This window comes from uncultured Campylobacter sp. (genome assembly GCF_938045625.1).
In the GTDB taxonomy this organism is placed as follows: domain Bacteria; phylum Campylobacterota; class Campylobacteria; order Campylobacterales; family Campylobacteraceae; genus Campylobacter_A.
Window position 1 is genome coordinate 1 of the sequence record NZ_CALIAV010000030.1, and the last position, 24,502, is coordinate 24,502.

The following is a 24,502-nucleotide window of genomic DNA, read 5'->3' on the forward strand; positions in this document are numbered from 1 at the left end:
TTAGAGCAGTAGGCGATAAGACCTATCTTCCGGTTCCTCTTCAAGGCGTTCAAGACATTTCTTTAAAAGCCGAAGGATTAAAGAATTTAAGCGTAGCCGCAAACGATAAAATATATACCACTAGAGACGTAAGCCTAATATCTACTACGGATAAAGAGGACTCTACGGTAACGTACGGATTTATCGGCCTTCTTGATAATAATACCCCAACTAACACATATCAGGTTAATAATGTAACCATAAATGCTAACGGACAAAAAACATTGGATGTAACTTCTATTAATGCTGCAGGCGATGTAAATTTAACAACGCACTTTACACAGGAGGGCTCTAGAGCTACCTATGGCGCCAATAGCAATGCTTATACTATAGGCAGAAACGTAACCATCAATCATACCTCAGATAGTAGCGTAACGGACGGTGAAGTATTTGTTAGAAACTTTTTGAAAGCAAACAAAGACCTGAATGTAACTGCTAGCGGATATAAGAGTTTGAAGCTTGGCGAAACTACTAATGATATACAGGTTGCCGGCTCGGCCACTATTAAGACTACAGCTACAGTTGCACAAAGCACTACTAATATCCAGGGTGTAATCGGAACAACAAAAGGTCTGACGGTAAATGCAAATGCAGCTTATGGTATAACAGATGCTGTTTTAACATATGGAAATTTGACTGCCAATGCAAAAGATATCAATGTGACTGTATCTAACCAAAAATCCGTAACTATAGGCAATGTAAATGCCGAAGGACTTTTAGATACCGTAAACAATAAGGATCACAGAGGCGAAGTAAATATTACAACTAATACAAATATACAGGATGCTAGTGTTCAAGTTGGCAATGTGAAATCGGCAGCCAAAAACGTAACTCTCAAATTTGTCGGCCAGGAAAATTTAAGTGTAGGCGCAGTAACTGCTGACGATAACTCTACCGGCGTTAAAAATTTCGGTAAAGTAAATATTGATGTTACCACTAACGACAATGACGCTACGGCAACGTTTGGGAATGTAAGAGGCGTGAGCGTAAATTTAAACGTAAATAACCTAAAATCATTGAGCGTACAAAGTGCAACTGCAACCGATGGCGACGTAATGATCAATACTGGAACAAATACATACCTAGAAACGGCATCTTTTGGGTTCGTAAGCGGTAAAAACGTAACTATGGAAGTTTCAAACGTAACTGCGCCAATAACCGGTGTCACAACTGTAAATGTCCAAAACAATCTAACTATAAATGGATACGCAGGCGATGATGTAAGCCAATTTGCAATTACTCTTCAAACACCTGTGGATACCACGGCGAAGGATTTTGTGGCAAATTTAACTAACGTTAAAGGAACTATAAATGCAGTTGGTGGTAACTCTGTCATAGAGACCATGACTATAAAAGGTAGTATAACCAACCCTTCTAGCTTGAAAAGCGCTGGTCAAAATTCAGATTTGCGAGTAGACGCGTCTAATTTAACTGCATTAAAATCTATTGATCTAAGTGGCTACACAAACGGTAGCGGAAAAGTTGAGCTAACTACATCAGTAGCAAGCACGGATCTAACTGCAATCAAAGGCGCAACTACTGCAACCCAAATGAATATATATTCTACTGGCTTAAAAACTGTAGAGGGCGGTGCAGGCAACGATAAGGTGGTGTTTTACGCTACTCAAACCAAGGATATTAAAGTAAGCCTAGGTACTGGCGATGACGATTTTGTATTTGACGGTACTGCAGCCCTAACTGCTAATAAGAAATTTGAAATCAGCGGCGGAGCCGGCAACGACACGTTTGACTTGTCTGCTGTAAAAACTGATGCTACTGCTAGCAAATACACAACTATCACCGATATCAACAGGGGTGATAAGATTAAGCTAGGAGCAACTGCTGCTTTTGAAAAATATACCGCTACAGATCTAGATAGTGAAGTTAGCCTATCGGCTGCTGCAAATAAAGTGTTGACCCATAGCAATGCTAATGTTGCAAATAAAGTTTGGGCTTTCGTATATAAAAACGACACCTATTTGGTAAACGATAGCGATGGTAATAGCAGTGCATTAAATGCTAACGATAATCTTGTTAAACTCGCAGGATTGTCGCATTTTGATAGGTTTGATGCATCCTTGGATTCGGGCATGCTAACCGTAACAAATACTAATTTTTAAAAAGCAAAAATTCGGCGGTTTTAATATCGCCGAATTTTTATTCAAAATTTGATATCTTTGATCTATTATTTTATAAATAGAAGTCGCTTCTCTCTAAAACTTTTTTAAAATACTTAAACAAATTTTATTCCTTTTAATTTTTTTATGCTATAATTAGCAATAGTATTCTGTAAAGATACCCAAAAACTCAAGAAACACACTAAAAAGGAGTCCTTAATGGCAGTAACACAAGCACAAGTTGCACAGCTTTACGTAGCGTTATTTAATCGTGCGGCAGAAGGAGAAGGCCTTAGAAACTGGATGGCCGACGGCGTCAACAAAACTATGGCGCAAGTTGCCGACACTATGCTTCAAGCCCCTGCAGTAAAAACGTATTTTAACGGCGCTATCGACAATGATAGAGATTTTGTAGAGATGATTTATAAAAACATCTTAGGCAAAGACTATACTCAGGATCCAAACGGTATAGACTCATGGGTTCTTCACCTACAACTAGGCCACACCAGAGGCGAAACGCTAGTTAAATTATTTGAAGTAGCGCAGTCTGATATAGCAAGAGCCGCAGACCCTGTAGCTGCTAAAGTATTTGAAAACAAGATAGCTATATCTGAATACGTTTCTCAAAGAATAGGCAACGTAGATAAAGACGAAGAAGGCAACTATAACTATACTCTATTCAAGCAAATCATCAGCGAAACAAACGCCAACAACCTAGCTCACCAAAAAAGACTAGTTGATGACGCCGTAAAAGTAAATTTTACTACAAACGTAGACGATATCAAAGGTAATAATAGCGACAATATTTTTGAAACCGTTGTAAGCGGCTTTATGGGTAAAAATACTTTCCAGGCAGCAGACAAGCTTGACGGTCAAGGCGGTAACGATACGTTGAAAGTATCACTTGATACTAACTTTACAGGCCTAACTACCGGTAGTGTTAAAAATATCGAAAATCTTGAAATTACAAACACTTCAAATGCTGTTAGATATTTCAATATGAACAACATGGAAGATGTTCAAAATGTGGTTATGATAGGCGACTATGCTTCAAGACTAACAAATGAAGCAAAAATCGTAACCTTGTCTGCCAACGATATCAAAAGAGGCGAGATAGCGATAGTGTACAACCCAAGCACCGTTGCCGGCTCAAATGACTCTCAAGAGCTAGTACTAGAAAACGTAGGTAATAAAACGGACGATCTAGTTTCAAACCCTGCTTACAATTACTATAAAAATCACGTAGGCGTTAAATTTGACGGTATTGAAAATCTAAACATCACCACAAGAACCCAAGAGAGCTATATCAAAGATGTAAATAATAAAAACATAACCGTGAAAGGAAATGTAAATTTAGACATTAACACCGGTACGGACGTGGAGAGCTTGGATGCTTCAGGCTTTACCGGAAATTTGACAGCCGGACTAAAAACGTCTACTCAGCTAAAAAGCGTAAAAGGCGGTAGCGGTAAGGATCTATTTAAATTTAACGGTATAGCTGGAGCGAATCCTGATCTAGTCATAGACGGTGGCGCTAACGATGATAGCATAGAGTTTGAGGACCTGTCTGGAACTAGAAGATTAAACTCAAGCAACGTAGAAAACGTAACATTTGTGAAGGACAACAATGGCACTATAGACCTAGCTAATGCCCAAGACGTGAAGTCTGTAACGGTCGTAGAGAATAATAATACTATAAATGTTACAAATTCAGCTATCACTACTTTAAACATTGATACGGATTTTGTGGAAGCTACAAGGGTAAACGTAACTACGGCTACTTTAGATACTATAAATTTCACCGATCGCGACTTGAGTACTTACCGTGTGCCAAATTTTGCGACTACAAAGCAAATAGTTGCCAATAGCGCTACCAAGCTTACTATGAACATAGACAAATACTCAAATGTGAGCGACTTGGGCGGCGGTGAGCAGTCTTTGGAGGCTACGAGCTTAAAGACTCTAAACATGAACATAGAAAAATCAGCAGACGAGACCAAGTATAGCGTCGATAGCTTTAGACTAATCGATACAGCATCTCTCGAGACTATTAACTATGTAAATGAAGGTAAGGATTTTGAACTACGAGTAAACAATACACTCCAAGCACTTGATAAACTAGCCACATTAAACGTAAAAACTGCTTCTAGCTTTAACATAAAAGATTTGAACACAAGCAACGAGGCTCATTTGAGAAATATCTCCGAAATCAGTCTTCAAGGTATTATCAAATCTGACGATACAACTGACTCTGATGTTATTTTGGGCAACTTGGGCCACAACAGCTCGCTTCACGGCATAAATTTGACAGCCAAACAGCTTGGCGTTCTAAAGGTAGGTAACGTAACAACAAATACCCAAATAAACGCTAGATTTAACGTAAATTTAGAAGATATTAGAGACAATGCAACTATTGGCAATATAAAATCAGGTAATACTGTAATAATCGCCAAAACTTTAGCAAAAGACCTAACTATAGGCAATATGGATGCCGATACTATCGCTACAGAGAGTACCGATAACGTGAGAATGGCTATATTTGACGTCGAAGGAGGAGTAGATATAGGAAACATCGTAAACCTAAGCTCTCTTGACGGCGACTATAGAAATATCAAAAAGGCATTTGATTTGGGAGATATCTCGAATTCAAAGGAAAAATCCGCAATATTGCTAAATTTCTTGAATATGAAAGATAGCGTAACCGTCGGTAGTACTGGTATAGAGGCTAGCGAAATAAAAATCGTAGCGAAAAATGTAGAAAAAACTTTTAAAGTAGTAGATATTGATCTAATGGCAACCCCTACCAACGGTAAAGCTCATGAGGCCAATCTATCGCTAGATGGCATCAAAGATGCCGTAACTATAGGCAACATCTCAAATCTAAATTCGCTAAACGGCGACTTTAAAAATTTGGGCGATAAGATTAATATCGGCAACATCAGCGGAACCCAGATAGACTCTACCGCTACGCTTAAATTTACTAATGTAAAAGATTCCGTGACCGTAGGTACTTTTGGCAATGGCGACCAAAACGAAGGCACTACATATACAGTAACAGCCGATAAACTAGCAAAAGAGTTAAATGTAGGTGCTATAACTATAAAAGAGTCACCAAATTTCTATGACATTCATAAGAGTGCGGTAAACATTACCTCTGGTGTAACAGAAGGCATAGTAAACATAGGCAATATCGACACCGGCGCAGACTCAAAGGTAACGGTAGATCTAAGCAAATCTCTACAAGCTAACACCATAGGAAATATCAAGGGTGGTGAGATCGTTTATAAAAGCTCTGCTATAACAGCCAGTGCAGCTGTAACCTTAGAGGCGGCTTCAAAAGATAAGATAAACGTAGACTCGAAGATAGATGTAACCGGCTCTGTTGGACAAGATGAATTTGTGTTTAAATCAACTGCGGATGCTAAAACATTTACGGTAACCGGAACCCTAGGCGACGGCGAAGATAAATATACTCTTGATCTGGTCGCTTCGAATAATCTAAAAACAGTAAATTTGAGTGGACTAAAAGGCGTTGAGCACGGCATTATCGATTTAACGACCATAATGACCGTAAACAAGAAATCTCTAAGCTTGGTAGCAACGGACGGTAAAGATGAGATCACTGTCGGTGCGATAACAGTTGCAGGCACTACGGAAAAACCTAACGTGGTCACTATCGACGGCGGTAGAGGAGTAGATACATTTAAGTTAGATGCCGCAGTAACTGATGCAAATGCCAGCAAATACGTATCTCTAGTCAATATCGAAAAAGGCGACAAGATCGAGCTAGGTACTGTAAGCGAGTGGGCTAAATATACAGCTACGGATCTAAATGCGGAAGATACACTAAAAGATGCTGTAAATAAAGTGTTGACCGATGCTGCTGCTACTGTAGCTAATAAGGTATGGGCATTTACTTATAAAAATGATACATACTTAGTAAAAGATACTGATGGTGGAAGTTCGGCTCTTACGGCTAGCGATAATCTAGTAAAACTAGCGGGCCAAAATATCGAAGACCTAAATCCGTTCTTGGATAGCGGAACATTCACGATCTAAGCCGGCTTTAATGCAGTATAACCTGCAGTTAAATTTAACTGCAGGTTAATCTTTATAAAATTTTTACACTTTTTCTTCATTTGAATTTTTAAATTTATCTATCCATTTTCTCTTTTCCGGTATTTTTATGCTATAATTAGCAATAGTATTCTGTAAAGATACCCAAAAACTCAAGAAACACACTAAAAAGGAGTCCTTAATGGCAGTAACACAAGCACAAGTTGCACAGCTTTACGTAGCGTTATTTAATCGTGCCCCTGAAGGCGCGGGCTTTAACGCATGGGTGGCGGCGGGAGCCAATAAAACCCAAGCTCAGCTAGCCCAGCTAATGCTAGAGTCCCCTGCGGCTTTGGCATACTATGGAAATACGATAGATAGCGATAGAGGCTACATCGAAACAATATATAAAAACATCCTGGGCAAAGACTATACTCAAGATCCAAACGGTATCGATTCGTGGGTTTTGCACCTTCAGCTAGGTCACAGTAGAGGCGAAACTCTAGTTAAATTATTTGAAGTTGCAACTTCCGACATCGCAAAAGCGGCAGATCCTGTGGCGGCTAAGATTTTTGAAAACAAGACTGCTATATCTGCTTACATGGCTGAAAAAATACCAAACATTCAAACCGATAGTTCAGGCAACTATGATTATGGAATATTCCAAGAAATTATTAGAACGACCACGGCTACAAATTTGGATGAACAGAAGGCTAAAATCGATGCCTTGGCAAATGCTACCGTGCATACGCTAAACAACACGGCTGAAACACTAACCGGAAGTGCAGGCGTGGATATATATAGCGCGGTCGTTAGCTCATTTGCTGATAAAAATACCCTTGGCGTTGAAGACAAGATAGACGGCGGGGCCGGCAATGATATGTTGAATGTTAAAATCGACGATAGTTTCACTGGCTTTACAACCGGATATGCTAAAAATATTGAGGGACTAAATTTAGTCAATACTTCAAATAGCCAAAGAGTATTTAATGCAGATAAGGTAGAGGGCTTGCAGTCCGTGTCTACTCATGGTGCAAACGGCGTTAGAGTAACAAATCTATCTAATATAGTCGATCTAACGGTAATAGATCAAAAAGATTCAACCGAAGTTGGTATCGCCTATAACACTGATCTAGTAAAAGGCAATAATGACGCGCAAAATTTAATCCTAAACAATGTGGGCAGGGTTACTCCAGATACGGAAGCCGACAGCCACAAAAACTCTCTTAAGGTCAAATTTAACGGTATCGAGACTTTAAACATTACGACTAGAGAAAACGCTAGTTATATAAAAGAGGTGGAAAATAAATTTATCACGGTAAAAGGCGAGGCGGATTTAACTATATCCACCAAAGATAAAAACCCAGATGCTCCATTTAAAGACTTTGTCAATAGCCTTGATGCATCGGCGCTTATTGGAAATTTGACGGCTGATTTAACCGAGTCTGCTCACTACACTAGTATCAAAAGCGGTAACGGCAATGATACGATAAAAGTAGGAAAACTTGAGTCCAACTCTGTTTCTATAGACATGGGTGCCGGCAATGATACTCTTCAGATAGAAAAAGTGGACGCATTAAAGCAAATTAAATTAAAAGGCGTTGATAATATCGAAATCTTTGATAAAAATGATAACGTGAGCGCTCTAGACTTGACTGGACAAACTGATGTTAAGAGCCTAAAAGTGGGCCAGCTTGATCAAACGTTAGTTGTTACAAGTTCTAGTATAACGACTGTAAATTTAACAGACAAAGTGGATGCAAAAGCGGCCAGTGCAGGAAACGGCCACGGTATACTGCATATAAACGACAAATTTGTTGACACTATAAATTATGCGATAGATAACGTGACTACGCCTCAAGATTTAATCGGTAAAGTAAGGGTTTCTGAGTCCAAAAATCTTACTGTAAATTTAGATAAATCGGTTAAAACTGTAAATGGTAACCTTACTGATAATGCAGCCAGCGTTATTGAGGCGCCAAAGGCTACTACAATCAACGTGAATGTAAATATGGTTGAAAATTCAGGCCTTTCTCTAAGAAATATTCATGAGTTGAAGACCATAAATCTAACCAATAACAATCCTAAGAAATTTACTTTCGATATCCACGAGGACGCGAGAGTGAAAACGCTAAACATAGCTACCTTGGGTGCTCTTGACGTTTTGAACAATGGACTAAAATACATATCTGAGATCAACGTAAAAGGGCTAGCTAATATGCCTGTAGCAAGCCTAGTCGAGCTTCACAATCTTGGCTCGATAGATTCTGAAAACGGCGTAAAACTAAACGTAAATGATCTTGTTACCGTTTATCAAGGCTCAAGCCACGTAACGGCCTTAAAGGTAGGAGACGTAACTACGAAAAAGACGACAAATGCCGGTGCAAATTTTAATTTTAAAAATGTCACAAACGATATCGAAGTAAATAAATTTGATGTAGGCGGCGAGATAACTTTCGTAGCTAATAAGATCGGTAACGTCAAAATAGCAGACGAAATCAAATCTAAGAATAGTGGCGCTACATTTGATATTAGTGATTCTAGGTTTAATGTCGAAATAAGTAGTGGTAACGGCATAGACGTTAAAAATGACGTAAACTTTACAGCTAAAGACGTAACAGGCAAAGTATCTATCGCGAATATAAAAGCAGAGAACGTAAATATCAGCTTAACTAATATCAAGGGCCAAAACGAGACTAGCGCGGTCGGGATAGGAGATATAAACGGCAACTACGTCAAAAACGTAAATATTACGCTAAAAGACGTATTAAAAGACGTTAAAGTCGGTACTCTAGATCTAAAAAGCGCTGCCGTTATAGATGGCAAGATAAAAGTAAAAGAAAGCACGAGTATAAACATCGACGCTGGAAACACAAAGGGCATCGTTGATCTTGGCAACACAGGACCCGTAAGTGCTGATAGCGTAACGGTAGACCTAAGTAAAACTATAGGTGCAAATAAGTTTGCCAGTATCGTAGCAGATACTGTAGTCTATAAGGGTTCTACTCAAACTCCACTTTCAACAGATGTTAAAATCACTATGAAGCAAGATATTAATTCAAAAGATTTCGTTGCCAATATTACTACGTCTGCTCAGGCTGATAAGTTGGTTGTAACTGCTGCTACAAAATTCTCGCTTGTTAATGGTTCTGAAAGAGTTGACGGTAATGATCTAAAAACAGCTACTATCTCGGGCGATATGGGTACAGACGCTACCGACGAGTACACGTTTGACGATACCAATGCTGAAAAGCTAACAAAAATTGACTTTAGCGGCTTAAAAAATGTAGAGAAAGGTACCATAACAAATACTGCAAGTAAAGTTATAGAGGACATAAAAGCTACCGACGGAGACGATACTATTACTCTAGCGGGTGGTCAAAAAGCTGCAAAAATTTCAATCGATGCAGGCGAGGGCGAGAATACCATTAAAACTGGAACTTTCCTAACCCCAGGTCATGCCGACGCAGATCCAAAAGGTCAAAATATAACCATCAAAAGCGGTTCGGGCAATGATACATTCGATGTTAGTACTTCGGTTATAGGTGCAGGTTTTGATAGTGCCAACGAGTCTCACACTAGACTTGTGACAATAGATAAGATCAATGTAGGCGATAAGATCAAATTTGCCGGCGGTACCACTGCTATAGAAAAAGTAACTCTAAATGCCAACGGAAACGCGCAAGATAACTTTGCTCTTGCAGCTAAACTTGGCGGATTCTTTGATGGTCCTAACAACCAAGCCGGTAAGATATATGCTTATTCGTATCTAAATGATACGTATTTGGTGTACAATGCTACTGGTGGCGATACTGACTTTGGCGCAGGCGACACTATCGTTAAGCTATCGGGCGTAAATATTGCCAACCTTAACACAACAGTTAATGCTGGTGAAGTTACTATTAACGCATTCTGATTTCTCCTTCTTTTCGGCAGGTTTTTACCTGCCGAACCTCTTTTTTGCAAATTTAATTTTATATAAAAATCAATTTTTAGTGATATATAATGTTTGCGATTTCGCATTTTTCTATTTAGTATCAAGTTTATGACTTTAGTATAGATCTCCAAGCTAAAACTGGCATAAAAAAGTAGTCAAAATTTGCAATTTTGGCCGTCTATGAGCCAACTTTGATATCTTAATGTCTAAAATCAAGTCGCTCAAGGTTTTTATATAAAAATAGATAGAATAATTGTAATGTCAGATTTTGGTAAATGGCACCAAAGTATATTAAGATCTAAAGCATAGAATATAGTAGATTATTTATATCTCCGTCGCAAGGAGCTATGTCGTAGCTTAGCAGCTTTGCCGTATCGCAGACGAGTAGGGCGGGATCGTTTGCTCTGACAAATCGGGGATCGCTTTGCACAGCTATATCGTGTCCGCTTAGGCAGCGTAAAATTTGTAAAATTTGCTCAATACTATAAGCCTTACCAGAGCCAATGTTAAAAATTTCATCGTTAGCTTCGAGTTTTAGTAGTTGCTCGTATATTCTCACGACGTCGTTTATGTCGTTATATTCGCGCTTTGGCGTCAAATTTCCAAGTTTTATTGTATGAGCTCTATCTTTAAAATGTCGTACTATTTTTGGTATGAGGAAATTTTCGCTTTGTCCAGTACCTGTGTAGTTAAATGGGCGCGCGATGATAAAAGGCAGTCCGCTTTTAGCTATCTGCTCCTCCATAAAAATTTTACTTTCGGCATATATGCTTTGCGGATTTAGCGCAGAGTTTTCACACATGGGCATATCTCCTCCGCCATAGACGCTAGCTGAGCTTGCAAAGATCGCCTTTTCAAATTTAACGGAACCTAGCGCCTCTAGCAAATTTATGGTACCGATTTTATTTGCGTTTTTTATCTCGGCGGGATCGGCCATGGCAAAAGATACAGCCGCCAGGTGGATGATGTAGTCAAATTTAACGCTAAGGGCGGCTTTTATGCTGTCTTTATCAAGCAGATCAAGGCGCGTATGATTAGGCGCGCTAGGTCTCAGGGCGCCGCCTGAGACCTCGTAGCCGAGCGCACAAAGGTATCGCTCCAGATAGCGACCCGTAAAACCCTCAATCCCCGTGATAAAAACTCGCTTAGAACTCAAATCCCGCCTCGATGCGTCTTAGATCGGCTTTTATCATCATATCGCAAAGTCCCTTTAGATCAGTCTTTGCGCTCCAACCGAGCTTTTGCTTGGCTTTTGAGGCGTCGCCTATTAGTAGATCGACCTCCGCGGGTCTAAAAAATGCCGGATTTATCTTTACGATTACGTCGCCCTTATCGTTTAGCCCGACTTCGTTTATGCCTTCGCCCTCAAATTTTATTCCGACATCTAGCGCTTCAAAGCTAAGCTTCACAAAATCCCTAACCGTGGTCGTTACGCCGGTAGCGAGCACGAAGGTATCCGGAGTTGGCGCTTGTAACATCGCGTGCATGCCTTCGACGTATTCTTTAGCGTAGCCCCAGTCACGCTTTGCGTCTAGGTTGCCTAGCTCCAAAGTTTTAGCCTTTTTTAGGGCGATTTTTGCGGCCGTATTCGTGATTTTTCTCGTGACGAACTCAAGTCCTCTTAGTGGACTTTCGTGGTTAAATAAAATGCCGCTTGAGGCGAAAATATCGTAGCTTTCTTGATAGTTTACCGTGATAAAGTGTGCATAAAGCTTTGCCACTCCGTAAGGCGAACGCGGATAAAACGGCGTCGTTTCGCTTTGCGGGACGGCTTGGACTTTGCCGAACATCTCTGATGTGCTAGCTTGGTAAAATTTGATACTTTTATCTACCGCTTTGATTGCTTCTAGTATATTTAGCGCGCCGATGCCAGTAGCGTTTGCAGTGTGAAAAGGCTCTTTAAAACTAACGCCTACAAAGCTTTGGGCGGCTAGGTTGTAGATTTCCTCGGGTCTTATTTCATTGACGACGCTTAGGATATTAAACGGATCGGTTAGCTCAAACTCGACTAGATGAAAATTCGGCTCGTTTAAAAGACCTAGCTCGTTTAATCTCCAAAAATTCGGGCTCACCGCTCGTCTGTAACCACCGTAGATCTCATATCCCAGATCGATCAGATATCTAGCCAGATACGCGCCGTCTTGGCCTCCGACGCCCGTGATTATAGCTTTTTTCATTATTCTTCTCCGTTTTTTAAATGTCGCATAAAATTATGATCAGTATTTATGGCTTTAAAGATTCTTAAATAAAGAGCGGCGATGTTTTGCCAGCTATTTTCTTCTAGCCATTTTATGCGCTTATCATAAATTTTACCATCTATTTCATTATTTTTTACTTTTTCGAGTTGTTCTAGGATATCCTCGTCGCTAAAACCGTCCGCCGCTATCGTGATATTTTGCATCTCGCTAAAGATTCTTGACGGCGTAACTATAACGTTTTTACAAAGACTTAGAGAGACTCTGGCTGCTGCGCTACTACCCTCATCGGTCTGTCCGTACGGCAATACGATCGCATCGCAACAACTTAGTTTTTCGTTTACAGTTTCTATCGGTAAAAAGCTCGTATGCCACTCTATTTTTTCACTCAAATTTAGCTTTTCGCAAAGCTTACGGCATCTTTGTAGTTCCGCCTCGCCGTCCGCGCTTGCGACCGGACTGATTATGACTAGTTTTGCGTCTATATTTTGACTGAATTTCGCAAAAGCTTCTAGTAGCACAGGTAGGTTTTTATGCGCAAATAGCAGTCCTAAAAATCCTACAATAAATTTGCCGTCCGCTTCTTTGCATTTGATTTGAGTACTCGTTAAATTTTGCGTTCCATGCGGTACTAGCGTGACATTATCGATAAGTCCAAGCAGCCTAAGCGTATTTAGATCGTCGGTACTATGGACGAATACTCGGTCGAATTCGTAAAGCGTGTCGTGCCAGTTTTGCTGAGTTTGGCGCGGGTAGTTTAGGATTTGCTTCGTACTATGAAGCGTGATAAAGCAAATTTTTCCCTGAGATTTTAGAGCAAGGACGTCTGATTTTAGCTTTTCGTCTATCTCGAAAAAGGTAAAATGATGTTGTAGCCAAATTATATTCGCATCCGTCTCAAGCCCCGATAGTAGTTTTTCGCGCTCTATTTCAAAGACTTTTATATTGTCGTTTTCTTGGGTTAAATTTGACCCATCGGCGCGCTTTTGCTCGCTCCAAGTGTAAATTTGCGAATCTGCGCCCGCCCGCGCAAGCTCGTCCGTTAGGTATTTTGAGTATTCGGCTATGCCGCAAACGGCGTTATATGTCGAAAAGTAGGCTATTTTTAGCTCTACGGGCTTGTTTTTAAAGGATTTTAGATGCGAGATGCTCGAGATGAAATTTAGCGCATTTTTCTCGCCAAACATCATTTCATCTACCTTCTGTTTTAGCGGTTCTATGTTTGGCGCACGGTTTTGTAAAATTTGCTCGGCTACTTTGAGGATCTTTTCGCTTAGATCCTTGACGCTAGGCTCCGCCCAAAATGAATAATTTAGATTAAAATGCGTAACGGCCGGTGCAAATTTGTATCCGATAAACTCGCAGCTGCCATCCAAAAACTCGCACTGGCCGCTATAGTCGGTGGAGATAACCGGCTTTTTATAGTGTACGCCTTCGATTGCCGGCATATTTAGCCCCTCGCCGCGCGTCGGTAGCACGACGATATCGCACTGCTCGTAGAGATTTGCCACGTCAAGCGCGGTTAGATCTTCGTTTAGTATCACGCGGATTTTGCTTCGGTATTTTTTATCGACTAAAAGCTCGATTTGCTCGGTTACGCTGTTGTGCGGATTAGGGAAGCTTTTTATCGTTAGGCTTAGCTCGAATTTAGCTTTTTTGCAGGCTTCGTTAAAGGCTCGCAGTAGCACGTCGGCACCCTTTCTAGGTAGGCACGACGAGATGTGAAAAAGCTTTATCTCGCGCTTTTGTTCGCTATTTTCTTGCAAAACGCTTGGCTCGGGCGGCATTTTTAGCGGGATGTCGGCTACTTTTACGGGCGTATAGCAACCGTTGTCGATGAGAATTTTTTTGATGAAAAAGGTCGAAACTAAAATGCCTTTATACTTGGAGTTTAAAATTTCTATCGTCCTAGGCGGGATGCGCGACTCCTCCCAGAAAAATACCGCGATCTCAAAGCCGTAACCCTCCCTAACGTCTTCTATCAGCGGGTAGTGGTGGTAGATCGCGACCTTGTCGTCGCTTCTTTTTGGGTGCGCGTTTTTATCGGGCACTATGCTTCTTAGCGTTTCGTACTCGTCTTTGGTTATCGCGATGTCTTCGATTTTATCGAAATAGTTCTCGTGATAGCAGATCACAAAGACGTTTTTTACCTTACCGAGCAGCCTAAATACGATGTTTCTGTTTATCGAGGCTAAACTATAGTGTCCGCTGATGCTGCCGATGACGGTTAGCTCGCTAAAGTTTTCGTTAAATTTAAGGTTTTTTAGCTCCAAATTTCGCTCGTACTCTCTTGAGTGCCTTAAAGCAAAAACGCTCGGCTCAAAAACCCCCTCTTGCGAGACGTAGATATCGTCTCTAACCTGACCTTTTAGGCTAAAGATTCTCGCTCTAAGAGCCGGAAATTTGTTTAAAAATATCTTGAGGTTTTTCTTAAATTTAGGATGGCTATTTGCCGCTCTCTCCGTCAAATTTATACCGAATTTAAGCGCTTTTTTGAGATTTTCTTTAGCTAAATTTTTACAAAATCTCAAAAACTTATATACCCAAATAAGCGGCTTTGCGACTTTTTTAAATTTGGCGACGAAAATTTTAAGATGCTCGATATCGTTTTTGATAACGGGAGCCTCGTTTTCTAGGACGTAGACTTTGTGGTTTAGCGCGAGATATTTGCCCAGTAGATTTTCTAAATCTTCGTGTAGGTGCGCATTTTCGTTTTGCAAATTTGCGATTTGATTTTTGCTTTCCAACAGCTCAAGCGAGCTTTTCCAAAGAGCCTCTTTTGTCTCCAAAGACTCCTTCCAGACGTCGTTTTTTAGCTCAAGCATCTGAGTTTTATTTTCAAACGCCGCTACGTCGAATCTATCGGCTAACTCTTCAAAACTATAGCCGCTTTTAGCCGCGTTTAAAAATGCTTCGCGCGTTTTTTCGTCGCCGTTTTTAAGCCCCAAAACTGCGTAATCAAGCCCGACGCTGCTTAAAACGTCTCTTAATGTGACGTTTTGATTTTGCAAATCCTCGCTAAAGCTCAAATTTGAGTTGAGCCTCATCATAAAAGTATCGCTAAAGCCTTCAAATTCGCACAGATACTCAAGCAGCATCGGTGGGATAGGCTTAACGTGCGTAACGTCTAGATAGAAAGTTAGCGTAGCGACGCGTAAATTTTCTGGGTTAGGCGTTTCTAGTAGCAAGATACCGCCGTCTTTGAGAACTCGGCGCGCTTGCTTTATTAGCTTGCAAAGCTCGCTAAACTCCATGTGCTCCACAAGCTGAAAGGCGCTAACGAGCGATAGGCTCGAATCCTGCAACTGGCCTAAAAATTCTATCGCTCCTTGTTCTTTGGCTTCAAGATCGTTTTTCTCGCACTCTTTTATCATCTCGTCGCTAACGTCGCAACCGCGCGCGGCAAAGCCGTTTTGCTTTAAAATTTCAAGCCACTCGCCTCTGCCGCAGCCCAGATCGACCGCCGCCGGCTTTTCGTCTTGTTGCTTTAAAATTTGCAAAAACGGCTCATAAGCAAGCAGGCGTTTTTTGATCTCGCTCTTGTCTCCCCTAAATTTATCCTCGAAACTTTTATAAAATTTATCCATTTATTCTCTTTATTTCCAAACTCGGTTCAAGATACGCAAGGCCGACGAAATCGGGCTTGCTAAAATTTACGACGTTAAAAATGATCGCGTTGTCGCGCCATTCGTAGTTGTTTTGCAGATGGTTGTCGCTATCGTGCAGCGCTATCGTTACAGAAAACGACCCGACGCCCAAATTTGCGTCAAATTCAAAACTAAAGTCGTACTCCTCGCCTTTTTTGAGATTTTTTAAAGCTTGTTTTAGGTGGTAAGTGTTGGTGCCGTAGACGACCTGCGAGAAGCGATTTTTGATCTGATAGCCTAGCACTAGCGAGGGCAAATTTTCGTTTGCTTGCACCGTTACTTTTAGCTTGATTTTTTTGCCGACTTCCAAATTTTGTATCTTTTTGCCTGCGGCGTCTAAAATTTCCACGTTTTTTATGCAGGCTTTTTTGTTGCCCGATATGGTTGCGATTTTGCCGTTTTGCAGGGTTATTTGCGAGATTTGCACGTCTTGTTTTTTTGAGATTAGGGCGTTGTAATAATCAAGTACGGCTTCAGGCTCTCCGTCTTTTAAAATTTGCCCTTTTTCTAGCAAGATTACTCGGTCGCAGATCGATTTTATCGCACCGCTATCGTGCGAAACGATGATGAGCGTCGTGCCTAGGCTTTTAAATTCTTTTATCTTATCAAAGCTTTTATGCTGGAAATACACATCGCCGACCGATAGCGCCTCGTCGATGATAAGTATATCGGGGCGATTTGCCGTGACGACCGAAAAAGCAAGGCGCATCTGCATGCCGCTACTGTAAATTCGCACTGGATAATCAAAATACTCGCCTATTTCGGCAAAGTCTTCGATGTAGGTTATTATTTCGTCGATCTGCTCTTTTGAGTAGCCCATGAGAGAGCAGGACTGATAGGCATTCTGCCTACCCGTTAGGTCGCCGTGAAAGCCCATGCCTAGCTCCAAGATGGACGAAATTTTAGCCCCGCTCGTTACGCGGCCGCTTGAGGGCTTTAGCGTGCGCGAGATGATTTTTAAAAGGGTGCTCTTGCCCGCTCCGTTTTGACCGATTAGTCCGACTACTTCGCCGGCTCCCACATCAAAGCTTACGTCTTTTAGTACGGTTTTTACGTTTTTTTCTTCTTTATTTTTTTTATTTTTGCTAAACCACGAGGCAAATCGCTTAAAGTTGCTCTCGTAATCCAAGTAAGTTTTACAGATATTTTGAACCGATAAAATCATAAAACGTCCGCCATCTCTTCTTCGGCTCGTTTATAAACGAAAAACGCAGCCCCAAGGCTTGCCGCGCCGATAAAGGCCGGATAAATCAAAAGCGAAAAATCGGGTATCTTGTCGTAAATCAAAATATCGTGATAGCCGCTAACTACGCCCACAAGCGGATTTATGTAGATTAGCTCTTGCAAATTTGACGGTAAAATGCTCGTCATATAAACGATGGGCGTTAGCCAAAATAAAAACTGCAATACGATGGCGATGATCTGGCCTACGTCGCGCATAAAGACGTTTATCACGCCGAAAAACAGCCCAAATCCGACGGCTAGCATCACCGTAACGAGGGAAAAGATCGGCAAAAAGATCAAATTTACGCCCGCAAAATGCCCCAAAAACGCAAATACGACTGCTATTGCGGCGAATAAAATAAGATTGTTTATCGCCGAGCTTAAAACTACGGTAGCCGGAAGGACGATTTTAGGGAAGGACATTTTTTTGATTATGTTGGCATTGTCGGTAAAAATACCGATGCAGCGCGAAAAAATCTCGCTAAAAAGCATCCAGCAAAGCATCCCGCTCATTAGGTAGATCGCGTAGGCGTATTTGCTATCGATGCCAGGCAGCTTGGCTGAGAGTACCGAGGAGAGTATGGTCGCGTAGATGAGCACCTGGGCTAGCGGGTGGAGTATCGCCCACGCTACGCCCAGCTTGCTTTTTGCGAATTTGGTTATAAACTCGTTTTTGACCGAATTTACGATAAAAAACCTATACGTATAAATATTTGAAAACAATCTTTCGTCCGATTTAGTTAAATTTGCGTGATTTTAGCAAATAAAGGCTAAAAATAAAGAAAAATCGAAATTTAAATGCTTAGCTTAAATTCCTCTTTCACCTCTCCGATTTCGCTTGTTTCTATTAGTCCTCGCTTCTTTAGCTCTTTGACTAAATTTTCGGACGCTTTTTTGGTTACTTCCATATCCGCATTTATGCCGCCTGCAGCCGAAAACATCCAGTATTTGTGCATCTCGGCCCATTCGAGTAGCTTGTTTACTTTTTCCATTTTAGTATCGCTGGGTGCGACCGAAATTTTGGCTAGCTCTAGTTCTTGATGATATACGGCGATTTGCAAGACATTTTCTATATATTTTTTTAGATTTTGTCCGCTAATGTAATTTTTTAGCTTATCTATTTTGTCGATAATTTTTACTAGCGGATCAAATAGGCTTTCGTCCACTTTGCCTTCATCTTTGATCTTCATTATCTTATCGATCTTGGGAACTAGTTCTAGGAATGTTTTTTCTATTCTTTGTTTTACTTTATTTTGAGTTTGTACTTTTTTTACGATAAATTTGTAGGCTTTGAGCAGGTCTTTGTTTGCCGTTTTTTCGCTGTTTTTTTCTATGTGCGGTAGTTTTTTTACTTTTTTATCTTTGCTAAGCTCTTCTGCGGTTTCCAAAAACGGTCTTTCGGTGCTTCCTTGTATTCTGGCGCCGCCTTCCGTGCAGTTATAGGTAGTGATTTGCTCGTTTTTAGCCTGCTCTATATCTTTTTCAAACTGATTTTTAAATTTGTCCCATATATAGGTCGTTCTTACTTCGCCTTCTCCGCCGTAAGCTTCTACGTATAGGTACTCATCAGCCTGAGCAAATGCATGCCCGCTGGCGTGAGATTTGCCGTCCGGGGCAAAGGCTAAATCTTGACCTATTAAAATAATATTTTTATGTCCGAGGGTGTAAGCTAACTGATAAGCCTGGTTTGCCGTAGAGTGGCCGATGCCGAGATAGCCGTATTTTGGCATATTAAACGCCATTTCGCTTTGTTGCGGCCTCATCGTAAGAGTTAGGCGGCGCGGTAAAATATTATCTACCGTTTGTTTATGCGTTAGCGACGCTACTATAAAGTAAATATCTTCGTCTATTTTTTTATTTTTGTTTTTAAAAAAGCTGGACGTAGCCTCTACGCGCTCGATTGAGGTTACGTAGTCCGGTTTTATACCGTGCTTTAATAAAATAGGATACGACGCGTCAAGGCTGATAACGGTAAAATACGGCGCAAATTTTTTAAGAGTTTCTAGCTGCTTATCTAGGCTCGGTCCGGTGGATACGATGATTGCCGTATCCATGAGTCCGTGTCTTTTTTTGATCAGATCCGTATAGCAATAGTTTGTAACCATCTCCGGAATATGCTCTATGTGGTGTTTTATACCTATTAGAGTATCGTCTATGCTATTGCCGTGAGCGACGACCATTTGGGATATAGCCTTGGTGAAGTCTTTGTTTATTCTCACGATATCTTCATGGAAATTTTCATAAAACGGCGTGTGGATGTGTAGGTTATAAGTTTTTGCGTATGAAGAGAAAAGTTGGCTCGATACCGCAAAATAAAACTGCGAGTATGTCGCAAATTCTGAGAAAAATAAAACTAGCCTTTCGCTAATCAGTTCATCCGATAAGTCGATTAAATTTAATGCTATATAAATAATCTCTATCTCGGGCTCTACGACTATGACTTTTTGATGCGTTTCGTTTTTTAGCAAGGCTTTATAAAAAATACCGTTGCCAAGACCGTAAAAGTACATAATAGGATATCTTTTATACTCTTTTTCGGTCGACTCTAGGATGCGTAGAACATCTTTAGCTGGGCTTTCGTAGACGTATTTTAGGGTTTTATTATCGATGATGTTTATATCTATCGGATCTTTTCCTATAAAAACGTCGTATTTTTCGGTCTCTTTCATGCCCCAAAGGCGCGCGGCCAAAATTTCGTCCTGTTGAAAAAGCGCTTGAAGATTTTTTTTGAAAATAGGATTTGCAATATTTGTGACGGTTTCATCGATATTTTTATCGCCTTTGCTACTTGTTTGATTCTCGGGCGCGCCCTTTTTTTGCAAGCTATTTAGTTTTAGGTACTCGTCCTCTTTTTTCTTAGCCATTATATATCCTCCCTTGTGATTCTCTCGCTAAATTTTATATCTCTTTTTGCTTTTTTACCCAGTAGCCCCGGTAAAAATTTAGGGTGCAGGCCGTATCCCGGGCGTACGCTTTTTACGTTTTTTTCGCTAAAGATTTCGCCCTCTTTGATATCCGCGCAGGCGTAAAGCGATCTGGAAAAGCGGCGATTTTGCACGGCCTTGTTGTCTAGTTCGTAGTTTACTTTGCCAAGCAGCGCTTCGGCGTCTCGCACGGCTTTTACCATTTCGCAAAATTCCCGCTCGTCCAGGCTAAAGGCCTCATCGACGCTGCGAACGCTTTTATCTAGGATAAAGTGCTTTTCTATGACGCGAGCGCCCAGACTCACGGCGACAACTGGCGCTACGATACCTAGCGTATGGTCTGAAAAGCCGACCTCTACGCCAAATTTGCGTTTCATATCGGCGATCGTGCGTAGATTCATCCCATCAAGCGGAGCAGGGTAGCTAGACGTGCATTTTAAAAGCGCGATCCGCTCGTTTCCCGCATCTTTGCAAATTTGCACGACGTCGGCGATTTCTTGCTCGGTTGCGATGCCGGTGGAGATGATGATCGGTTTGCCCTTAAGCGCGACGTACCGCACGAAATCATAGTCCGTAACCTCAAAGCTCGCTATCTTGTAAGCGGGCGGGTCAAATTTCTCTAAAAAGTCCGCATCGTCGTTGCAAAACGGGCTAGAAAAGCAGATGAGTCCTTCGTCCCGCGCCGCTGCAAAAAGCCGCTCGTGCCACTCTCGCGGCGTCAGAGCTTTCCCGTATAGCTCGTATAAATTTGCCCCGTCCCACAGCCCGCCTTTTATCATGAAGTCCTCGTCGCGCGAATCTAGCGTGAGGCTATCAGGAGTGTATGTTTGCAGCTTTATAGCATCCGCGCCCGCGCGCTTGGCGGCTTTTATCGTGTCAAGCGCCGTTTGCAGGCTGCCAGAGTGATTTGCCGAGAGCTCGGCGATGATAAATACCTTTTCGTCCGTGTCGAAATTTGCTATTTTCATAAATTTTCCTAACTTTTAGCCATTATATCAAGTTTGCGTAAAGATAACGACATATAGCTCATTCGCTCGTCGCGCCCGTAAATTTCAAAGCCGAATTTTCGGTATAGCGTGATCGCTTTTTCGTTTTCGTTGTAGGCGCATGATTTTAGTTCGCCGACTTTAAGCGTTTTGGCGGCGTATTCTACGATTGTTTGCATTAGGATTTTGCCTTTGCCTTTTAGCTCTGGATTTGCGTAAATGCCAAATTCGCACGAGTCCGCCGCGATACCTACGAAATCGATCACGCCGATGTAGTCGCTATCCTCTTTTACTAAAAAATATCTTTTCGTTTCGTCGTTTTTCAAATTTGCGATAAATTTTCTGTGTTCTTGCTCGCTCACGCTTTTGTTTTTCATATATTTTGCGACTCGCTCGTCGTTTCGCCAGCGCAAAATCATCAAAATTTGCTCGTCCGTTAGGTCGGTAAAATTTATAAGTTCAAGCATATCTCGTCCGACTCGTAGATCTCGCGCCTGTTTGCCGCTAGCCACTGCGCCATCTCGTTTTGATTGTCCGCGACGCGCACGGCTTTAAATTTAGCGCCCAAAACCAGCGCTTCGTTTACGAGCGAGCTGGCCGAAATCACCAAAATTTCGCTCTCGTTCATCAGTCGCGCGACCTCGTTTGAGTTTATAAAAAGGCTAAAATTTGGCTCGCTATCCGCTAAAATTTGCAAATTTGATAAATTTACGTTCGCGCTCGTCGTAATGACGGCCACTTTTTTGTTTTTAGCGAGCAAATTTGAGGCGATTTTAGCCGTTAAATTTAGCGCGTCAGTGCCACCTAGCACGATGAGGTAATTAAATTTTTTCTCGCGTTTGATTTTTGCTTCGCCATAAAACTCGCTCCTAACTAGCGGCGAAAATATTAGCTCGCAGCCTTTCGGCACTAGATTTGCGTATTTTTGGGGCTGGGCGTAGATATTTACGTTTAGCAAGTAGTCACAAAAGTGCTCTTTGTAGTTGTCGTCAAAGCTTAAAATTTGGACGCTCGTTTGCTCTTTGATTAGCTTTTCGTCCGCCGCGCTAATGCCGTAATGATCGATCACCAGAAGCTCAAATTTATGCTCTTTTATCAAATTTACCAGCTCATTTACATCCGCGCTTTTTAGCGTAAAAACGGGGTAGGGTATCTCGCTCGCTAGGCTACCCGGCAGATCAATACAAGCAAAGCTAACGTCTTTAAAATTTTGCGCCAAGATAAGGTCGCGTCTAACGTGTCCGTGCCCGATTTTCGAGCCACTATCGGCGCGGATGAGGGTTTTTAGGTTTGAGATTTTGTCAAAATTCATCGAGTTTTTCCGCTAAATTTAAAATCCTAAGCGTCAAACATACGGCAGCGATGAGGTAAACGGCACCGGCCGCGGCGAAAAACAGGATCTGAACCTCGTTTAGCCCGCGATAGCTGGCCGCCAGATAAAAGATGTGCAAGATCCCCGCAACCGCAAAGATCTGCATGAGCGTTCTAGCTACCGATATTTTGGCTTTTATGTAATCTTTTTGCATTTTTCCTCAGCGGTAATTTATCTCGTAAAGCTTCTGCGCAAACTCGAAATCCTCGGGCGTGTCGATGTCGCAGACCAAATTTCGCGGCAGCAAAAATGCCCTTGAGTGCGGCGCAAAGATCGGTTTTTTCTCCAGCCACGCCTCGCGCCTGCCGAAATAAAACGCGCCTGCGTCGTGATAAGCTCGCTCTAGATCTTGCGAGCGAGTGAGCGCAAACTGCGAATAAAACATATTTACGGCGCCGTTTTGCTCTAGTCTGATCGCGCGTTGGATGGGGAAGCTAAACGCGGTCGCTGAAAATAAAAACTCACACCCGGCTTCCTCAAATTTGCCGTAAGCTTCGCGTAAAATTTCTCCCGTGATGAGGGGCGCGGTCGCGTAAAGGCAACAGACATGAGAGTATCCGCCGCCTAGCCTTCTCGCCGCGTCCGCTACGGCGTCGCTGCTCGTGGCGTAGTCGTCGCTCAGCGCAGCGTCCCTCATAAACGGAACTTGAGCGCCGAATTTGACTGCGACGTCCGCTATATCGGCGTCGTCGGTGCTCACTATGACGCGCTCAAAAACGCCCGAATTTAGCGCCGCCTCGATACTGTAAGCTATCAGCGGCTTGCCTAAAAAATCTTTAACGTTTTTGCGCGGTATGCGCTTGCTGCCGCCGCGAGCCGGGATGACGCAAAGGGCGCGATTTTGGTTATCTCTCATTAAATTTACCGCCCTAAACCCTGCAGCCTTGCGGCGTATCAAAGCTCTTTAAAACCTCAAAAAGCGCGTCTGCGACGAAATTTGCGTCCTCTAAACTCATGCACTGATGGCACGGGATGCTAAGCTCGGCGGCGTAAAAGTCCTCGGCGCTAGGCACCGAAATATCGCCGTAGCGCTCTCGGTAAAAGCTAAATTTATAAGTCGGCTTGTAGTGTACCTGCACGCCGATACCGCGCTCGTGAAGGGCGGCAAAGATGTCCTCTTTGGCGCACCAAAATTGGCGAAAGAGCAAGATAGGGTATAGGTGGCGCGAACTAACGACGCCGCCGGGTAGCCTCACGGTGCTAAAATACGGGTTTTTCTCAAATTTTTCGTCGTAAAATTTGGCGATTTTCTCGCGCGCCGCGATAGTTTCGTCTAGTCTTTTTAGCTGATTTAGCCCTAGCGCGCAGGCGACGTCGGGCAAGCGGTAGTTGTAGCCAAGCACGGTCTGGTCGCTATCCCAGAGACGTTTTTTGGCTATGCCGTGCGAGCGGTAGAGGCGTGCTAGGCGCGCTATCTCGTCGTCGTTTGTTGCTAACGCGCCGCCCTCAAAGGTCGTTAGCGGCTTAACGGGGTGAAAGCTAAAAATGCTAACGTCCGCTTTTGCGCCGACTTTTACGCCGCCTTGAGAGCTGCCTAGCGCGTGCGAAGCGTCGTCAAGCACCTTTATGCCGCGCTGCTTGGCTAGTTTTAAGATGGCGTCTAAATTTACTGGATTGCCGCCGAAATCAACCGCCGTTATGACTTTGGTTTTGGGCGTGATGAGGTTTGTTAGCGCGTTTTCGTCGATATTTCCATCAAATTTGACGGGCGCAAATTTAACCTCAGCTCCAGCCATCAATGCCGCATTTGCCGTCGCCGCAAACGTGATGGGCGTAGTTATCACCTCGTCGCCCTCTCTTACGCCTAGCGCAAGATATGCGACGTGAAGTGCCGACGTCGCCGAGTTCATCGCTACGACGTGCTTTACGCCGACGTATTTTGCGATCGCCTGCTCAAATTCGCCGACCTTGTCGCCGCCCGTTAGGATATCGTCTTTTAGGGCGCTCACGACGACGGCGATGTCGGAGTCGGTGATTTGTTGTCTGCTGTAGGGTATCATTTTTG

General features: G+C 42.4%; 15 protein-coding genes. 3 read left to right on the plus strand and 12 right to left on the minus strand.

Features of this window, described 5'->3' with window-relative positions:
• From Q0386_RS02860 to Q0386_RS02870, 3 genes are all read left to right on the plus strand, one after another.
• Positions 1 to 2,159 (plus strand): hypothetical protein (locus Q0386_RS02860; protein ID WP_299026808.1); only part of this gene is annotated, 2,159 nt, incomplete at its 5' end.
• 216 nt (positions 2,160 to 2,375) lie between these two features.
• A complete protein-coding gene (locus tag Q0386_RS02865) occupies positions 2,376 to 6,215 on the plus strand; it encodes a hypothetical protein (protein ID WP_299026811.1) in 3,840 nt (1,279 codons plus the stop codon).
• 199 nt (positions 6,216 to 6,414) lie between these two features.
• Entirely contained in the window at positions 6,415 to 10,128 is a 3,714-nt protein-coding gene (locus tag Q0386_RS02870) for a surface layer protein SapB11 (protein ID WP_299026814.1), read from the plus strand.
• Positions 10,129 to 10,447: 319 nt separating this feature from the next.
• On the opposite strand, the gene Q0386_RS02875 is transcribed toward Q0386_RS02870, so the two are convergent.
• From Q0386_RS02875 to pseC, 12 genes are all read right to left on the minus strand, one after another.
• Positions 10,448 to 11,305, minus strand: coding sequence for an NAD-dependent epimerase/dehydratase family protein (locus Q0386_RS02875; RefSeq protein ID WP_299026817.1), 858 nt, complete (start codon positions 11,303 to 11,305; stop codon positions 10,448 to 10,450).
• Positions 11,295 to 12,326, minus strand: a complete 1,032-nt coding sequence (gmd, locus tag Q0386_RS02880) for a GDP-mannose 4,6-dehydratase (RefSeq protein ID WP_299026820.1) — start codon at positions 12,324 to 12,326, stop codon at positions 11,295 to 11,297. Before gmd ends, Q0386_RS02875 begins: the two co-directional genes overlap by 11 nt.
• Complete coding sequence (locus tag Q0386_RS02885; protein ID WP_299026822.1) at positions 12,326 to 15,931, minus strand: glycosyltransferase; 3,606 nt, start codon at positions 15,929 to 15,931, stop codon at positions 12,326 to 12,328. The genes gmd and Q0386_RS02885 overlap by 1 nt, the downstream gene beginning before the upstream one ends.
• Entirely contained in the window at positions 15,924 to 17,156 is a 1,233-nt protein-coding gene (locus Q0386_RS02890) for an ABC transporter ATP-binding protein (protein ID WP_299026824.1), read from the minus strand. Before Q0386_RS02890 ends, Q0386_RS02885 begins: the two co-directional genes overlap by 8 nt.
• Positions 17,153 to 17,938 carry an ABC transporter permease gene (locus Q0386_RS02895; RefSeq protein ID WP_299026827.1) on the minus strand — a complete coding sequence of 262 codons (786 nt, stop codon included), beginning with the start codon at positions 17,936 to 17,938 and terminating at the stop codon, positions 17,153 to 17,155. The genes Q0386_RS02890 and Q0386_RS02895 overlap by 4 nt, the downstream gene beginning before the upstream one ends.
• Before the next feature lie 71 nt (positions 17,939 to 18,009).
• Positions 18,010 to 20,079, minus strand: coding sequence for a 6-hydroxymethylpterin diphosphokinase MptE-like protein (locus Q0386_RS02900; RefSeq protein ID WP_299026829.1), 2,070 nt, complete (start codon positions 20,077 to 20,079; stop codon positions 18,010 to 18,012).
• Positions 20,079 to 21,107, minus strand: a complete 1,029-nt coding sequence (gene pseI, locus Q0386_RS02905) for a pseudaminic acid synthase (protein WP_299026832.1) — start codon at positions 21,105 to 21,107, stop codon at positions 20,079 to 20,081. Before pseI ends, Q0386_RS02900 begins: the two co-directional genes overlap by 1 nt.
• An 8-nt stretch (positions 21,108 to 21,115) precedes the next feature.
• Positions 21,116 to 21,592 (minus strand): UDP-4-amino-4,6-dideoxy-N-acetyl-beta-L-altrosamine N-acetyltransferase, encoded by a 477-nt coding sequence (pseH, locus tag Q0386_RS02910; RefSeq protein WP_299026835.1) that lies wholly within the window; start codon positions 21,590 to 21,592, stop codon positions 21,116 to 21,118.
• Positions 21,577 to 22,437 (minus strand): UDP-2,4-diacetamido-2,4,6-trideoxy-beta-L-altropyranose hydrolase, encoded by an 861-nt coding sequence (pseG, locus tag Q0386_RS02915; protein ID WP_299026838.1) that lies wholly within the window; start codon positions 22,435 to 22,437, stop codon positions 21,577 to 21,579. The genes pseH and pseG overlap by 16 nt, the downstream gene beginning before the upstream one ends.
• Entirely contained in the window at positions 22,427 to 22,651 is a 225-nt protein-coding gene (locus tag Q0386_RS02920) for a hypothetical protein (protein WP_299026841.1), read from the minus strand. The genes pseG and Q0386_RS02920 overlap by 11 nt, the downstream gene beginning before the upstream one ends.
• Before the next feature lie 6 nt (positions 22,652 to 22,657).
• Positions 22,658 to 23,353 carry a pseudaminic acid cytidylyltransferase gene (pseF, locus tag Q0386_RS02925; RefSeq protein WP_299026844.1) on the minus strand — a complete coding sequence of 232 codons (696 nt, stop codon included), beginning with the start codon at positions 23,351 to 23,353 and terminating at the stop codon, positions 22,658 to 22,660.
• 13 nt (positions 23,354 to 23,366) lie between these two features.
• Positions 23,367 to 24,497: a UDP-4-amino-4,6-dideoxy-N-acetyl-beta-L-altrosamine transaminase gene (gene pseC / locus Q0386_RS02930; RefSeq protein ID WP_299026847.1), complete on the minus strand. Its 1,131-nt coding sequence runs from the start codon at positions 24,495 to 24,497 to the stop codon at positions 23,367 to 23,369.
• Between the last annotated feature and the right edge of the window lie 5 nt (positions 24,498 to 24,502).

What these genes read in the sequence shown, in the direction of transcription:
- Q0386_RS02865 (WP_299026811.1), top strand. Translation starts at nt 2,376, where the DNA reads ATGGCAGTAACACAAGCACAAGTTGCACAGCTTTACGTAGCGTTATTT.
- Q0386_RS02870 (WP_299026814.1), top strand. Translation starts at nt 6,415, where the DNA reads ATGGCAGTAACACAAGCACAAGTTGCACAGCTTTACGTAGCGTTATTT.
- gmd (WP_299026820.1), bottom strand. Translation starts at nt 12,326, where the DNA reads ATGAAAAAAGCTATAATCACGGGCGTCGGAGGCCAAGACGGCGCGTAT.
- Q0386_RS02885 (WP_299026822.1), bottom strand. Translation starts at nt 15,931, where the DNA reads ATGGATAAATTTTATAAAAGTTTCGAGGATAAATTTAGGGGAGACAAG.
- Q0386_RS02890 (WP_299026824.1), bottom strand. Translation starts at nt 17,156, where the DNA reads ATGATTTTATCGGTTCAAAATATCTGTAAAACTTACTTGGATTACGAG.
- Q0386_RS02900 (WP_299026829.1), bottom strand. Translation starts at nt 20,079, where the DNA reads ATGGCTAAGAAAAAAGAGGACGAGTACCTAAAACTAAATAGCTTGCAA.
- pseI (WP_299026832.1), bottom strand. Translation starts at nt 21,107, where the DNA reads ATGAAAATAGCAAATTTCGACACGGACGAAAAGGTATTTATCATCGCC.
- pseH (WP_299026835.1), bottom strand. Translation starts at nt 21,592, where the DNA reads ATGCTTGAACTTATAAATTTTACCGACCTAACGGACGAGCAAATTTTG.
- pseG (WP_299026838.1), bottom strand. Translation starts at nt 22,437, where the DNA reads ATGAATTTTGACAAAATCTCAAACCTAAAAACCCTCATCCGCGCCGAT.
- Q0386_RS02920 (WP_299026841.1), bottom strand. Translation starts at nt 22,651, where the DNA reads ATGCAAAAAGATTACATAAAAGCCAAAATATCGGTAGCTAGAACGCTC.
- pseF (WP_299026844.1), bottom strand. Translation starts at nt 23,353, where the DNA reads ATGAGAGATAACCAAAATCGCGCCCTTTGCGTCATCCCGGCTCGCGGC.
- pseC (WP_299026847.1), bottom strand. Translation starts at nt 24,497, where the DNA reads ATGATACCCTACAGCAGACAACAAATCACCGACTCCGACATCGCCGTC.